The organism is Candidatus Bathyarchaeia archaeon, from assembly GCA_035283685.1.
Lineage (GTDB): Archaea > Thermoproteota > Bathyarchaeia > Bathyarchaeales > Bathyarchaeaceae > DATETJ01.
In genome coordinates this window covers 39167-53714 of record DATETJ010000009.1, presented here as the reverse complement: position 1 = coordinate 53714, position 14548 = coordinate 39167, and the positions used below count along the sequence as shown (strand labels likewise).

The following is a 14548-nucleotide window of genomic DNA, read 5'->3' as shown; positions in this document are numbered from 1 at the left end:
TTGGGTGGTGTCGGCGGGTGTGTCTGTATGTGTGCAGGTGATTGGTCATCGCGTTAGTGTCATCATCAAGCTTGGTTCAGATGCGCGCGCTTTCTGGGTAACGGGCGCTTATGTGTAGTTACTGCTTGGTCTGAAGGCGTTTCCCTCGCATGGAAACGAAGGCCTAAGTTCTTCCATAGTTGCCGCTGACAATGATAAGGTCACTGCGATTGACTAGGTCATCTTTGTTCAGGTCTGCATCTGGGTTATACGATGGTTGACCGAATGCGCTGCCATAGGCTTTTCCAAGGATTCTTAGGTCTCTGATTGCAACTATGCCGTCGCTGTTTATGTCACCTAGCGGTAATTGGAAGAAGCCGTCTCTAGCTGTATGCGGGATAGGTGTTGGAAGACCACCAACATTCGTATTGAGCAGTGTCTCGTTGAAGTGCAGAGGAACTGTGCCATTGGTGAGTACGTGGAAAGTGATCGTTGCAAGGACTCCGCTGCCGTCGGCTCCGTCGGGGGGATCTGGAAGTGGAAAGAGGGAGTTTGACATTTGAACCCAGCCAACGTCGTTGTCGATTAGTGGGCCCAGCGGCCAAGTGCTGACTCCCATCAAATCCGCGAAATCAAGGAGGAAAGGCCCTTCAACCATGTCTGAAACGTTCAAGACGATTGGGTTGAAGGTCATGTTGATCTCCCAGCCGTAAAGATTCTGGACATCTGCTATTGTGACGTTGACGTTAAAGTTCGTACCTGCTGCGGCAGTGCTTGGTAAAGGTTGTGTGCCAACCACTGTTGTAGGCGGTGATGAGACCGGTTTTGGGGTAAGCAGAATGGCTAGAACAACTGCTAGCATGAGCAGTGGGGATAATTTTCCCTTCATTGGACTCTCCCCTCTCTTATTTATACATGCGTTGGTCATATTTATCAAGTTTTCCACTTTCATATTTCTAGTGTTTCCTACTTCTGAGGAAGTAGAATGCTGCGGCTGCAACCGCGATCGTTATGACGGCGGCTCCTATATAGAGCAATGTTGTGGTTGGCGGTTCCTGAACAGTGATTGTTTCAGGCGTGCTTTCACTTGGGAAGGTCGTTGTGTCTCCTTGCCAGCTGGCTATGATCTCGTAGGTTCCGACTCCATCGGGCTTCCAGTCAATGGTGTATTGGCCTTGTGCATTTGTGGTTGCGGTGCCTAGTGTTTTCCATGTTTGTTCGTCGACCAGTTTGTAGAGTATTGTGATGGTTGCACTTTGGCGGATTGGGCTGATTGTTCCATTGATGTTTGTGGTTGCTCCAAGCGTGAAGACGGTTGGCGATGCGGATATTGACAATTGACTGTCTAGTTTTTGAATTGACACAGCGTTTTCAACGATGAATGTATTGTCGTTTGTTTCGGTTTCTCCAGTTACAGCGGTTGCGATTGCTTTTAGGTTGTAGGTGTCTGGATTGACTTCCGTGGTGTCCCAGAGAATGGTTTTTGTCTCAGATGCTTCAGTGGCTAGGTTTGTAGCTGTTATTGATTGAATGGCTGTGTCGTCGTAGTAGGCTGTGATGTCGAAGGTTTCTGCGAAGTTGCCTTTGTTAGTTACTGTAATGCTTATAGTCACTTGTTGCCCGATTCTGACCGAGTCTGGAGTGGCTGTGAGAGCCGTGATGCCTATGTTGTGGATTGAAATCGTCACATTTCTTGTTTCAATGTCCCAGAGCCCTTCGTCATCTGTGACGTTCAAAACGACTTCATACTTTCCAGTTGCGCCGTAGGTATGGTTCGCCGTTATCCCAATGGCAGAATTTCCGTCGCCGAAGTGCCATCTGTAGTTGATTATTTTTCCGCCATTTGCCTGTGAGTTTGACGCGTTGAAGGTCACCGTTGCATCCACGAGGGGAGCAGTGGGGTAATATGTGAAATCAGCGTTGGGATGGTCTATGATTGTGATAGTAGCTTGAGCTGAATTGATTAGCTGTTTGTTGTCCTCCACGGTGAGAGTCACTGTGCAGTTGTCTGCTGATGTATAGGAGTGCGTTATGATTGGGTCATCGACTGTGGTGATGTTGCCGTCGCCAAAGTTCCAGTGGTAGTGTTCTATGTTTCCGTCTGGGTCATAGCTATCAGTGGCGTTGAAGCTTACTGGTGTGCCAGCGACTGCGCGTGATGTTGAGGTTGTGAAGATCGCTATAGGGGGAGTGGCCACGGTTGTACCATGTATCTCCACCATGTGAGAGCTATGTGCGTAGGTGAAATGCAGGAATGTGTGAGTTCCATTTGTTGTCTCTTGTGGCTCCGGAATTATAGAGGCGTCTTCGAAGAAAACCGTGTAAGGACCACCTAGAAGGTCTATTGGAATAGTAACATTGGTGAAACCTCCGGTGCCAGTTTCTCCCGTAACGTTGAAGCCTATTCTCTTGTCTACTCGAATAAAATTGAAATCTGAAGTGATGGAGGTGCTTTCCACGATGACGTGGAATGTGAAGCCGCCTACGACAACTGGGTAATCCACGATATTGGTTAGCGAGATTGTAATCGCGCCGTCGACTAACTCATTATTGCTCTTTTCGTAATCTTCTTCAACGGTGGCATTGACTTTTATTATGTACTTGCCTAAGCTAACACTTGTCGTATTCCATGTGAAAATAACCGTCGTTTCCGTTTGAGGTGCAAAGTCAACTAGTTCTTGCGTTTCAATAGCCGTGTCATTGTAGTAAGCCGTAACGTTGAAGCTTTCCACGTAGCCATAGCCCTCGTTTGCCACGGTGGCGTTGATGGTTACTGGGACTCCGGGCATCACTGCAATATGTGAGGTTTTGATTCCGATGATTGCTACATCATTACCTATTGTCACGCTGGCTGTTGTTGTGGCTGTTGCACCATCGTTGTCTGTGACTGTGAGGGCGACGGTGTAGATTCCAGCATGAGTGTAGGTGTGCGTTGTTTTAGCTGTTAGGTTTATGTTCTTTAGAGGTCCTCGCATGTAGACTTCTGTTTCGTCGTCTCCGTAATCCCAATGATAGCTAACCAGCCAGGCGTCAGGGTCGTAACTGGCGGAAGCGTTAAACCTAATGGTGTCACTCACGCCGGCAGTAGACGGGTCAGCTGAAAAGCTGGCAAGTGGAGATGCATTTCCTGTTCTGTTGTCAAAGAGGCCATCTTCTGTTGTGTGTTCTATTGGTACAAGAGTGGTACCTACAACTGTATTCAGTTTCGTTCCTGTTACGAACCGTAGGAGAGTGCCTCTTTCTTCTGCCCTGACCGTGAAGGTGATATTAACTAGGGTTCCGCTGCCAGAGGCTCCATGGGGAGGGTAGGGGAACTTCAGCATGTATCCGACCAAAATGGTGCCAAGCGTATTATTTACTTTCTTGGCGAGTGCTTGGGTTGGGTAGCCGCTTTGTTTAAGGAAAGGGCCCTCCTTAATGGAGAGGACCGTCGTGTTCACAACGGCTGGATTGAACGTCATGTTAACCTGCCAGCCGTAAAGCTCTTGGACATTTGAAACGTTCACATTTATCGTGAAAGTACTTCCCACGATCTTGCCGGGATCAATTGTTTCTGGGGGGTCAACGAAGACATTTGGTATTGTCGGAGCCTTTCCCAAGTAAACTCCTTGTATTGCTACGAGGCTGAGAAACAGAATTCCAAGCAGAGCCCATGATAATCTTCTTCTAGACGCCATCATTCTCCCCTCTCTTAACCGTGAATATAAGAGCGTTCATGGACTTTATCAAGCTTACTCAGCCTATCGTTATATTGCAGGAAAGATGAAGCTGTAAGAAAAGAAAGCCTACGGGCTACTTTTTTGATCTGCGTTTCACGTAGAAGAATGCTATCGCACCCACAACTACTATCACTACGATAACCGCAACTAACACTTCCATCGGAACAATAGGCGCAGGTGATACTACAGAGACAACGACGCTGTCAGCATTGTTAGATGTTTGAGTTTCGCCTGAAACAGTACTCGCGGTGGCGGTTATCGTATAGTCTTGTGTGGCCAACTCTTTAGTATTCCAAGTGAAACTCAACGATTCCGAGTCGCCTGGCGCAAGTCCACTCACAGTTTGGATTTTTATGACTGTAGAGTCATAGGATAAAGTAACATCGAATGTTTCTGCTACGCTTCCGTTATTCTTAACGTTCACTACAACGGACACGTTAGCTCCAACCGTAACCCTCGATTCAGAAACCGTCAGACCAGTAACGGCTACATCATGCACTAGCGCCACATTGACTGAACCGCCGACTGGAGTAAAGCTTATGCGTTCCGGCAGTTGCGTGTCTGGGTTCATTGTATTAAGGAAAGTGTCTGTTCCAGGAGCATAAAACTCCAAACTACTTGTTCCTTCAGCCGTCGCATTAAACGTCACGTAAGCAAGGATTCCGCTGCCACTTGCTCCTTGGTCTAAGGGTGTACTGAAAGCACGACCTGCGAACACCCAGCCCGCTGTATTGTTGAGAGTCGTCGGCAACTCATACGTGTCTCCACCCTGCGCTAGCGCGGCTTGCTTGAGAAACGGGCCCTCGTAGAACTCAAGCGCCTCGAGAACAGCCGGATTAAAGGTGAGATTGAACTGCCAACCATAAAGTTCAGAAACGTCAGCTATGGAAACAGTGATGTTGAACACTGTACTAGGCAACCAAGCACTTGTTTCAGGCTCCAAATAAACTGTGGTGTCTGGAGAGGCTAGCGCAATACCGCAGGCACCCAACGTAAATGTGAACCCAATTAGCAAAGAGCCAAAAAACAACGTTCGCAACAGACGCTGTTTCATTTTCTGTTTACCTCACAAATCAAATTTGTCAGATTACGCTTGATTTCTATCTGGACCGCCCTTTTCTCCTTCTCGTGATGAAGAGCACTGAGGCACCGACTGCCACAATGACAACTACTATGGCTGCTATCCACTCTAACGGAATTCCAAGTTCCAAACCGCCGGTCGCATTTCTAAAAGACCCACCAACTGAGGTAAAATCCGTAATAGGAAGCACCGTTTGGTAAGGCGGCGGCACAGTGTTCAGCTTGGTCCCCTTTACGAAGTTCAAAGACGAAGCCCCTTGGCCTTTCACAGTGAATGTTACAGTCGCGAGAAGCCCGCTTCCTGTAGCTCCCTGCGTTGGATAAGGAACCGTAAATGATGACGACAGAAGCAGAAAGCCGCCTTCGTTGTTCACTCTCTTCATGACTACGGTCTCGTTTACTTGTTTGAGAAATGGGCCCTCATCGGTGCTAGCCACGTTTAGTATATTTGGATTAAACGTGACGTTCACTTGCCAACCATAAAGGTTGTTTACGTTAGTTATAGTCAGGTTAACATAGAACGTTGCGCCAGCTGATACATCCAGTACCTCTGCAGGCTTCATAGCGATCTCGGCTGCTGGGGAGGCAATTGCTACTTCTTTGGCAATGAGGATGTATCCAAGAGCGCAGAACAGGAAGAGCAGCTTCAGGTTCTTGATCAATAGCACCACGCTTCGAGGATTTCTACAGTGTAGAAGCGTAAATTTATGAAACTTTCGCTAGTTGCACAATCCTGCCGCGCTGCTTGGGTTGAAGCGTTATGTCTCTCCATAATGAATACTCACCGTCATGACATCGTCAATGTCCACCACACTATCTTCAGTGATATCGCAAGCTGGACCCCAAACTGGATTCCAAGATGGATCTGCCGTGCCGTAGTTAAACACAACCACCATGAAATCATCAAGGTTAACACGCTTGTCTGGAAAGGGCATCAAAACGCCACTGTACCAACCGCATATGTCGCCTCTAATCCTAACCACAAATGAAGCACCAGCAAAATAGTTGTCTGAAGTGTCTACTTCTCCTTGAACAGCAACTGCGACTGCGTTTGGCACATAGATCCCAGGCTTGACTTTGGTCGTATTCCACTCAAAAACTAAAACAAAAGACCTCCCAGAATCCAAAGTCACTATTGTCTGGCCCAACTGCGTTGAGTTAGCGTAGCATTTGACTTCGAAAGTTTCCTTTCCTTCTCCCTGATTCTCAACCTCTACTTCAAAATAAACAATTTCTCCTCTATACGCGAAGGTAATATTATTGTGGCTAGGAGTGTACGGCGTTACACTACGCACTGCAACATCATGAAGCTCAACACCGCTCCTATAGAATATGTCGTAGACCAGCTGAGGGTATCGCGGAGAGTTCCACGTTACCCAGATTCTTAAGTCGTTAGTCTGCACGGCACTCGGCCAATCATCATCTTCCATCGACGTGGTTAACTGAACATCATTTGTCCATGACCCATCAAAGATTTTATAGTATATGTCCGTATCATGTGCGTTTCTGTCAGAGTCCCAAAAAACCCAGATCCTCTCGTTTGCAGTTTGCATTATAAACGGATGTGTGTCATCTTTTGGATCGGTTGTCAACCGCACTTCTCCCAACCAGTGAGTGCCATTATAAGTTTTCGCGTAGATCTCCCGTGCCTCTTTAGCCCAAACTACCCATATGCTACCGTTTGCCGCTTGCATACATGACGGATACAAGTCATCCCAATAGTTGTTCTTATAGTCAGTCACAAGTAGCGTGTCATCAGACCATGGTTGGCCAGAGTCAAAAGAAGACTTGAAGAAAACGTTAGCCGACGGCTCGTATGTCGGGTCGGGTGGCGATACCGTTACGTTTCTGCCAGAACTCCAAAAAATCCAAACTTTTCCGTCTGATGATTGCATAATTGAGGGATAGCTGTCACGAGCGGGATCTACTGTCAAACGAGTATCCCCAGACCACGATGCTCCATTGTTAATCGATGTCTTGTAGTAAAGCTCGAAATCACCCGTTCTATCAGAATCCCAAACAATCCATATTCTTCCGTCAGCGGTCTGCAGAATTGACGAATGAGAATCTCGATAGGTATCGAAAGTCAGCTGGATGTCGTCGGACCAAGAAATGCCATTATCGGAAGAAATCTTATAAAAAACCTCATAGTTTCCTGTTCTGCCCGAATGCCAAGTCACCCATATTCTTCCATCACTTGTCTGGGTGATAGATGGATCCCAATCATCGCTGGGATCAGTTGTCAATCTTACGTCGGTTGACCAAGTGACAGCACGGCTGAGTTGCACAGCCGCTGACAAGGTCGCCAATAAAAGAAGCGTTGCAATCGTGAGAGATGTGAATTTTCTCTCCATTGGTAGACGACTCCTGACTGAATGAACAAAAAAGGGGATGATGGCTGCTTCCTTTTGCTAGGAAACAGCAACTAGTACGTACATCGAATTGTCGATGATGTCTCTTTCGTATGGGTGTTGGCCTGCTTCAGCAATGATAACGTAGTTGCCGGGTCCGAGGTCAGCGGTTATTTCCCAGTAGAAAGTCAATGTCTCACTTTGTCCAATCGTCAAAGTAGGTGTTGCCGTGCCAATTGTGCCCACCTTAAACACGCGCAAGGTTAGAGGAATTTCGTGTTCTATCTGTTCGCCTTGATTTTCGAGGGTGATGGTGATTTCAACCAGGTCCCCGACGTGGGCTGGATTTGATCCGCTGGCGTTGGCAGACATGGCTATTATGGCGCGGTCGTGAACTACTGGATGTATCTTGAATTGGTTGGGTCCCGGAAAGATTCCCGCCTTCCATTCCATGGTGGGTTCGTCGAGGTAGAAGCATCTTCCTATCGCCCAGTACTTCTTGACCCAATATGGCCAGTTATATGGACCTGTGGTGGTCTTCCATCTAGAATCGCCTAGGAAAAAGTCAGCTGGAAGGTCTTTCTCTTCGTGCGGAAGTATGGTTTCAACTGCGGTGCTGATAGTTCCCAGTTTCAGGCCTTCGTCTTTGCTGTATATGTCAAAGGCAACTCGCACTTGGTAAGACTGGTCGGTCGGGTTGCCAACTTTTGCCCAAAGCGTTTCGTGTTCTCCGAAATCGGCTTCTTTGAACACAGGACGTTCTGGCCAAATCAGGGTTTTTATGAGGTCTGGATGATCTCCAGCTTGCATCCATGCGTAGACTGTTAGAGCGTATTGAGCCGAGTCGCTCGCGCCGTTGTTGTCCGTTACAGTCAGAGTGATGGTGTATGTTCCCTCAGTGCCCGAGTCCCATGTCCTTTCCATTACCTTGTTTGTGGCATTAGTTCCGTCACCGAAGTCCCAGAGGTAACTCGCTATCCAGGCGTCGTCATGGGAAGCGCTGGCATCAAACTTGAACACGGTTCCTACTGTCCCAATTGATGGAGTCACCGAAAAGATGGCAACTGGTGGCTGATTAGTCACCCTATTGTCAAACAAACCGTCTTCAGCTAGGTGTGGCATAGGAACAGTGTTTCCTGCAATCACAGTGTTGAGTTTGGTCTCTTGCAGGTCCAACATGGTTACACCCACGCCAACCACTTGGAATGAGATGGTGGCGAAGATTCCGCTGCCGCTTGCTCCCGAAGGTGGATATGGGATTCTCAGCACTTCGCTTACGTAGGCGTAGCCTACAGCGTTGTCATATCTTCTCGAAAGGACCATGGTTGGGCCAGCGGACCGAAGGAAACTAGGTGATGGAAGAGTGATTGCTGTTACTTGAATTACGCTGGGGTTGAAGAACAGTTTGAAGCTCCAGCCGTAGAGATTGGCTACATCTGCGACATTGACACTGACAGCGAAGACACTTCCCACAACCTTTGTTGGATCCACGATGGCTGACGGATCAACATATACTCGAGCTGTTGTTGGCGCGGGCGCTATGCCCGCCATGGTGCTTGTGAGCAACAAGGCTACTAGGGACAGCCAAATCATATTTTTTATTTTCATTCTATTTCACTCTCCTGTTCGTGTTATGGATAGTAGAACCCTGGGTAGCCATTCTGGTATCCTGTTTGTCCGTAGCGAACACCGATTTCCATGACGTCGTCCAATTCTATGACCAAGTCTTTGTTCACGTCGGACCATGGGTCAATTGCATGCGACCATGGAGATGCTTCACCGTAGTGAAATACCGCAGCTTGGAAGTCGTCTAGGTCAATCTTTCCGTTGTGATATGGAATTGCTTGTCCACCTGTGTAGAAGTCTGGCCGTACAAGTTTTCTGAAGTAAGTTGGGTTAGCCACAAGGGTTATTGACTGACCTTGCTCACGGCTGACAAACCTATATGGTCCAGTCCCCGTCAGGTGACCAGTGGTTTCGTATTCGCCTTGCTCTCGAGATGCTTCTGGAGGTATGCTCTGCCAGATGTGCTTGGGAATCATTGGTATTCCTCCGGCCCAGTGAAGAGCCCAGGTACTTAGGACATCGTAATAAATCTCCACAGTGTATGTGCCTGTTGCCGTTACGTGGTGCAGGTTTACGGTATAGGGATAGAACAAGGAAGAGTAGGCGGCTTTCATGTAGGGAAGAGTAAATTCAACGTCATATGCGGTGAACGGTTGGCCGTCGTGCCACAGGATGTTTTGATAGAGTTCCATGGTAATCTTTGTGGCAAGCGAGCCTCCTCCTTTGTCCCATGTGCCCACTGTCCAGCTCTTCGCCATCCAAGGTATATTAGCTCCTGTTTCGGGGTCGGCAGTTATTAGAAAGTCATAGACTTTGTTCAGGAATTCCCAATCCCAATAGAAATCGGCTTGAACAGGGTTGAAAACGTCAGCATCGTTCATGAAGCCATATCTGAATGTGCCGCCTCTTTCAAAGCCTTCAGGGTGGACGCTGTAGAAAGTCCACAAGCCGTTTGCTCCGGCAGTGCCCATTCCAGAGATCACTTTAGTGTTGACAATTCCCTTCCATGGTTTATCCCAGTATGCCTCTTCACCCGTGTGGTGGCCGTAGTTCTTTCTGTAACCTATAGCACCTGCAGAGTGCCATCCTGGAATCATGGGAACCTGATCCATCAGTATATCTTGAGCTTTCTTGGCGGGTAATTCCGCAGAAGGCATATCTACTGCGAACTTGAGCTGCTCAGCCCAATAGTCAAACGTCGAGTTAGTGAAGAACACGTAATTGTTTGCCCAATCTCTTCCTGCAGTCCAATAGTCTATTCCGAACTTGCTGTGATACTGGTCGTATAGGAAGTCTGGGTCTACATAGGGTCCCCACCCACCAGTGTATATGTTATAGTCGTATGGCATTTTCATTACTTCTGCCCAGCAAACTGTCTTGTCTCTAACGAGGCCTTCAACAGGGAGTCCGAGTGCTGCAATTTCGTAAAGCATATAGTCTCTGCCCCAAGCCAATCTGTCAGGATCGTCGGCCCTTATGTAGAACTTCATCGTTGGCAGTTCGTATCTACCTGTCGCGTTATGATATTCTCTCATTCCATCAGTATCGTCATCATAATAGCCCGCGTTTGTGAGTATTTGTGCCGCTGTAGTTGGGTTATAAGGATATACCCTCACAGTGGGACTATGCCATTGCGTCCATTCAGTTGCTATGGGTGAATCCAACATGACACCGCTGAAGGATTTCAGCTGTGTAGTGAGAAACGTTGATCTATCAAACAGATGAGCTATCGCTCTTCTCACGTTAACGTCGCTTGTTGGCCATTTTATGTTGTTGAGTTCCAGGTTGTACATGTCAATCATAGTCAGAGTTTCTACCCCGAAATTGTCCGGGTCGCCTAAGAGTTCGAGGTAGGTGTCATAGTCTAAAGGCCAATCTACGATGTCTATTTGCCCGGTTTTCAGAGCCCCAAACTCGGCATCACGACCGCCAAGATACACTTTGATAAGAAGTTCGTTAAGTCGTGGTCCAAAGGCTTCATAGGTTTCTGACTGTGCGCTCACTGGTGAAACAGACATGAAAGACATAGTGGACGTTAGGACTAGCGTTATAGAAAGCAGAATACTCACTAAATTCTTTGAATAGCAATGCATTTCTTTTATTCTCCTCTCTATTCAGTAATATAAAATATGATTGACGTAGGGTTTAAGGCTTCTGGAAGTTACTTCTACGCGTGCGCTGGTGTCAATTCAGTGCATAGGGCTAAAACTAAAATACACCCGTTGTTCTAGTCTTGATTAACATCAGCGGCAGAGGAGAAGAGGGCTTTGGGCCTACGAGGGTACATATCAAAAAGAGTCCTGTATTCTGTGGCGCTTACATTTCTGGTCATTACACTCAACTTTGTTATATTCACGATGATGCCCGGGGGACCTATGTCACGTTTGGCCGACGTTTCGAGGCTGCGCACAGAAGACCAAATCGAGTACCAACTGAGACGTTTTGGGCTTCTTGATCCACCCCATATCAGATATGTCAAATATGTTCAAAGCATGCTGACCTTTCAATTTGGCTACTCTTACTTCACTGGAAGACTCATATACGACGAGATTGGCTCACGCCTTTTGACAACTTTCGCATTAGTAATAACAGCAGAGATCATATCCATTGCGATCGGATTGGTTTTAGGAATCCTTGCAGCACATAAACGCGGAGGAATTTTCGATACTACGTCTTCACTCTTATCAATAGTAGGAAATTCGCTACCAGTTTTTTGGGTAGGAATGCTCCTGATCCTCATATTCTCCTACACATTAGGCTGGTTTCCAATCGGGATGTCCTATCCTCAGGAATGGAATCTCCCAGGCAGATGGCCAACTAATCCACTAGTAGAGCTTGCCTTCAGGCTTCAACACCTTGTCTTGCCAGCTACTGCTCTGGTAATAATTCTAGCTGGAAGTTATCTTCTTTTGACAAGAGCGTCAATGATTGAGGTTCTTTCTGAGGATTATTTGATCACTGCGCGAGCTAAGGGTTTGCGTGAGAGGACGATTTTGTTCAAACACGCCTTTAAGAATGCGTCACTTCCCGTGATAACTTATATAGCAATCGAGTTTGGATTCATGCTTTCCGGGGCAACACTAACTGAAACTGTTTTCTCATATCCAGGTCTCGGATACTGGATTTGGCAATCTATAGACAACATGGATTTTCCAGCGATGCAAGCTATCTTCTACCTCATAGCTTTGTGCGTAATAGTGGCGAATTTCATAGCTGATATAGTCTACGGGTCTGTCGATCCGCGGATTAAATATGGGTGAAAGAAATGCCCAGTTTGAACTTCTTGAAAGTTTTGGTGCGTAGCAAAAGAGCAGTGATTGGGATCGCGATTCTCGCCTTTTTCGGCCTTCTGGCACTTGGCGCTCCTTTGATAACGCCATTTAGTCCAATCTATTCGAAGCGTGTGATAGCAGCCGATCTTGCTTATCCTGCGTGGTTTAGATATATGCCTGGATATGAAAAGACGAGTGAGAACCTTTTCCCTATTGACGACCCAGGATTCCTTTATGGCACGTCAGTTGGACAATGGGTCTTTACAACATTGACACCTGGAGGAGACCTCACACTTAGGTACGTTTCTGACATAGGAAGACCTGAGGGCGATCCGGGATGTGTCGCCATAGATTTCCAGCGAGACAGTGCTGGATCAACTGAACAGGTTAAAGCCATTCTGACCAAAGAGTTCTACTACCCTTTCGAAGGTCCTCCAAAAAGATTCCGAGGTGAAATTTTCATACTTGTGGAAGGCGTCAAGAATGCTTCACAATGGGGCGTAGAAATCAAAGTCTTCATTCAGCGAGCTGACGGGGAGCCAAAGTATCTGTGGAGCGCGAAACAAGGAGGAGACTACCAAAGCGAAGCGTGGATTACACCAAACGTCTACAGTGATTATGTTTACCCGCCGTTGATAGATTCATACAGCATAGACCCGCAGAAAACAACATTCGCCGTGCAAGCTAATTACAAGTACGGCGTTGAAGTAGTGTTTAAGGGCGAAGTGCAAAGAGCATCTATTTATGTTGACGATCTTGATCTGAGACTCTACGGATCCTGCTTTGGTTTGTTTGGAACCGACAACGTTGGGCTTGATGTGTTTACCCAGCTTGTGTATGGAACACGAATATCACTTCTTGTAGGCGTAGTTGCATCGTTAATATCCGTGAGTCTCGGACTAGCTGTAGGGTTGTTTGCAGGTTATCTTGGGAGAGTAGTCGACGAGGTCATGATGAGATTCACGGATATGTTACTTGTCATACCCGAACTGCCGCTGCTCCTTGTAATCGTAGCAGTGTTAGGTCCTTCAATATGGAACATCATTGGAATAATTGGTCTCCTTGGATGGATGGGATTTGCGAGGACAGTGAGATCACAAGCGCTTAGCCTAAAGGAAAGAGCTTTCGTTGAAGCTGCTAAGGCTGTGGGAGCAGGTAAGGTTCACATTGTAGGACGACATATTCTTCCCAATGTAATGAATCTAGTCTACGTTACGTTGGCCATGTCGGTGCCTAGCGCCATCATGGCGGAAGCATACCTAAGTTTCTTGGGTCTCTACGATCCCTTCGTCATGACATGGGGACGAATGCTGAACGAAGCTTTGGAACTACCAGGAGGCTTTCGAAGATGGTGGTGGATAGTTCCACCAGGTTTGTCTATAGCAGCAATCTCAATCTCATTCATACTCATCGGATACGCGTTAGACGAAATATTGAACCCGAAACTGCGTCAAAGGCAATAAAAGCTATCTGAAGTCATAACGAGGTCTTGGATCCGCGCACTAGAATGGAACGCTGCGCGCGCGATCAATATAGAAAGAGGCTTTTTCTTAACCCTTGACCTTTGCAGGCATCCCGTCGCCCATGTTCCTTCCCGAAGCTCAACCAATTATTCGTAGCGGGCTAGCTATGAGACACTTCTTCATGATCTCCTAGCTGGCCTGAACGCGCACGCGAAAAGCTTCAAGACCAACAATCTTTGCCATCTTGTCAACTCCTTAGGTGATGGAATCCGAATCAACGAAGGCGTGGTTTCAGCCCCAGAATCCTTCTCGCTTCATTAGGCGAAGCTAAATCACGCTGAAGGTGCTCAGCCAGTTTGCGCGTCCTAGCAACAAACTCCTCATTTGCCGCAAGCCTGCCCTTGGCGTAATAGATGTTGTCTTCAAGTCCAACTCGGACATGCCCGCCTAGAACCACAGCCGTAGTAGTCACGGGCAACTGCCACCGGCCTATTCCTGCAACACTGAACGTCGCCTTTTCAGGAAACTGCCGCGTCATGTGCAGCAGGTTGTCTAGAGTTGCTGGAATGCCACCGTCAACTCCCATCACCAATTGAAAGTGCGCTGGCTGCTTGACAAGTTCTTGCTGGACAAGCTTAATGCCTTGGTGAATAAAACCAACATCAAACGCTTCGATTTCCGGCTTGATGCCAAGATGAAGCATTTTCCCAGCAAGGAAAGTCACTGTTTCCCACGTGTTCACATAGACCATTGAGGGTTTGCGACCTGCAAAGTTAATCGAACCCGTTGTGAGACTGGCCATCTCAGGCTTGGTCTTAAGCGGTTGGGCTCGTTCCTCGTCAGACTTGCCTGCGACGCCACTTGTCGACGCCATAACGATAAGATGCGTGCGCTTCCGTACCTTGTCCACAGTTTCTTTGAACACACTGTAGTCGGATGTAGGGTTCTCGTTCTCGTCTCGGCAATGGACATGGATAACTGAGGCACCTTCTTGCTCACAAAGGTAAGCTGTCTCTGCAATCTCGTCCGGTGTCACCGGCACATAGGATGTGTCTTTTTTCCGGGGCACCGAGCCGGTTGGAGCCACAGTGATTATCAATTTATCCGTTTATTCACCC

The 14548-nt window shown here is 47.4% G+C and carries 10 protein-coding genes; 2 read left to right on the top strand and 8 right to left on the bottom strand.

Annotated elements, in window-relative coordinates:
• Positions 1-163: 163 nt before the first annotated feature.
• The 7 genes from VJ249_06885 to VJ249_06855 all read right to left on the bottom strand — a co-directional run bounded on the left by VJ249_06885 (position 164) and on the right by VJ249_06855 (position 10698).
• Positions 164-868, bottom strand: a complete 705-nt coding sequence (locus tag VJ249_06885) for a dockerin type I domain-containing protein (GenBank protein ID HKZ94286.1) — start codon at positions 866-868, stop codon at positions 164-166.
• A gap of 67 nt (positions 869-935) precedes the next feature.
• The gene (locus VJ249_06880; protein ID HKZ94285.1) at positions 936-3659 is read right to left on the bottom strand and encodes a PKD domain-containing protein; all 2724 of its coding nucleotides are present in this window, start codon (positions 3657-3659) and stop codon (positions 936-938) included.
• Positions 3660-3771: 112 nt separating this feature from the next.
• Complete coding sequence (locus tag VJ249_06875) at positions 3772-4752, bottom strand: cohesin domain-containing protein (GenBank protein HKZ94284.1); 981 nt, start codon at positions 4750-4752, stop codon at positions 3772-3774.
• 46 nt (positions 4753-4798) lie between these two features.
• Entirely contained in the window at positions 4799-5440 is a 642-nt protein-coding gene (locus VJ249_06870; protein HKZ94283.1) for a cohesin domain-containing protein, read from the bottom strand.
• Positions 5441-5536: 96 nt separating this feature from the next.
• On the bottom strand, positions 5537-7132 hold the full coding sequence (locus tag VJ249_06865; GenBank protein ID HKZ94282.1) for an exo-alpha-sialidase: 1596 nt from the start codon (positions 7130-7132) through the stop codon (positions 5537-5539).
• A gap of 57 nt (positions 7133-7189) precedes the next feature.
• Positions 7190-8737, bottom strand: coding sequence for a PKD domain-containing protein (locus VJ249_06860; GenBank protein HKZ94281.1), 1548 nt, complete (start codon positions 8735-8737; stop codon positions 7190-7192).
• A gap of 23 nt (positions 8738-8760) precedes the next feature.
• On the bottom strand, positions 8761-10698 hold the full coding sequence (locus VJ249_06855) for an ABC transporter substrate-binding protein (protein HKZ94280.1): 1938 nt from the start codon (positions 10696-10698) through the stop codon (positions 8761-8763).
• A gap of 264 nt (positions 10699-10962) precedes the next feature.
• On the opposite strand from VJ249_06855, the gene VJ249_06850 reads away from it, so the two are divergent.
• Complete coding sequence (locus VJ249_06850; protein ID HKZ94279.1) at positions 10963-11955, top strand: ABC transporter permease; 993 nt, start codon at positions 10963-10965, stop codon at positions 11953-11955.
• Between the two features lie 5 nt (positions 11956-11960).
• Positions 11961-13430 carry an ABC transporter permease gene (locus tag VJ249_06845; GenBank protein ID HKZ94278.1) on the top strand — a complete coding sequence of 490 codons (1470 nt, stop codon included), beginning with the start codon at positions 11961-11963 and terminating at the stop codon, positions 13428-13430.
• 274 nt (positions 13431-13704) lie between these two features.
• Here the strand turns inward: VJ249_06845 and VJ249_06840 are convergent, their stop codons facing one another.
• Positions 13705-14529: a 3-keto-5-aminohexanoate cleavage protein gene (locus tag VJ249_06840; GenBank protein ID HKZ94277.1), complete on the bottom strand. Its 825-nt coding sequence runs from the start codon at positions 14527-14529 to the stop codon at positions 13705-13707.
• Between the last annotated feature and the right edge of the window lie 19 nt (positions 14530-14548).

Excerpts from the sequence above, each read along its gene's own strand:
- VJ249_06875 (HKZ94284.1), bottom strand. The coding sequence starts at position 4,752 with ATGAAACAGCGTCTGTTGCGAACGTTGTTTTTTGGCTCTTTGCTAATT.
- VJ249_06885 (HKZ94286.1), bottom strand. The coding sequence starts at position 868 with ATGAAGGGAAAATTATCCCCACTGCTCATGCTAGCAGTTGTTCTAGCC.
- VJ249_06845 (HKZ94278.1), top strand. The coding sequence starts at position 11,961 with ATGCCCAGTTTGAACTTCTTGAAAGTTTTGGTGCGTAGCAAAAGAGCA.
- VJ249_06860 (HKZ94281.1), bottom strand. The coding sequence starts at position 8,737 with ATGAAAATAAAAAATATGATTTGGCTGTCCCTAGTAGCCTTGTTGCTC.
- VJ249_06880 (HKZ94285.1), bottom strand. The coding sequence starts at position 3,659 with ATGATGGCGTCTAGAAGAAGATTATCATGGGCTCTGCTTGGAATTCTG.
- VJ249_06865 (HKZ94282.1), bottom strand. The coding sequence starts at position 7,132 with ATGGAGAGAAAATTCACATCTCTCACGATTGCAACGCTTCTTTTATTG.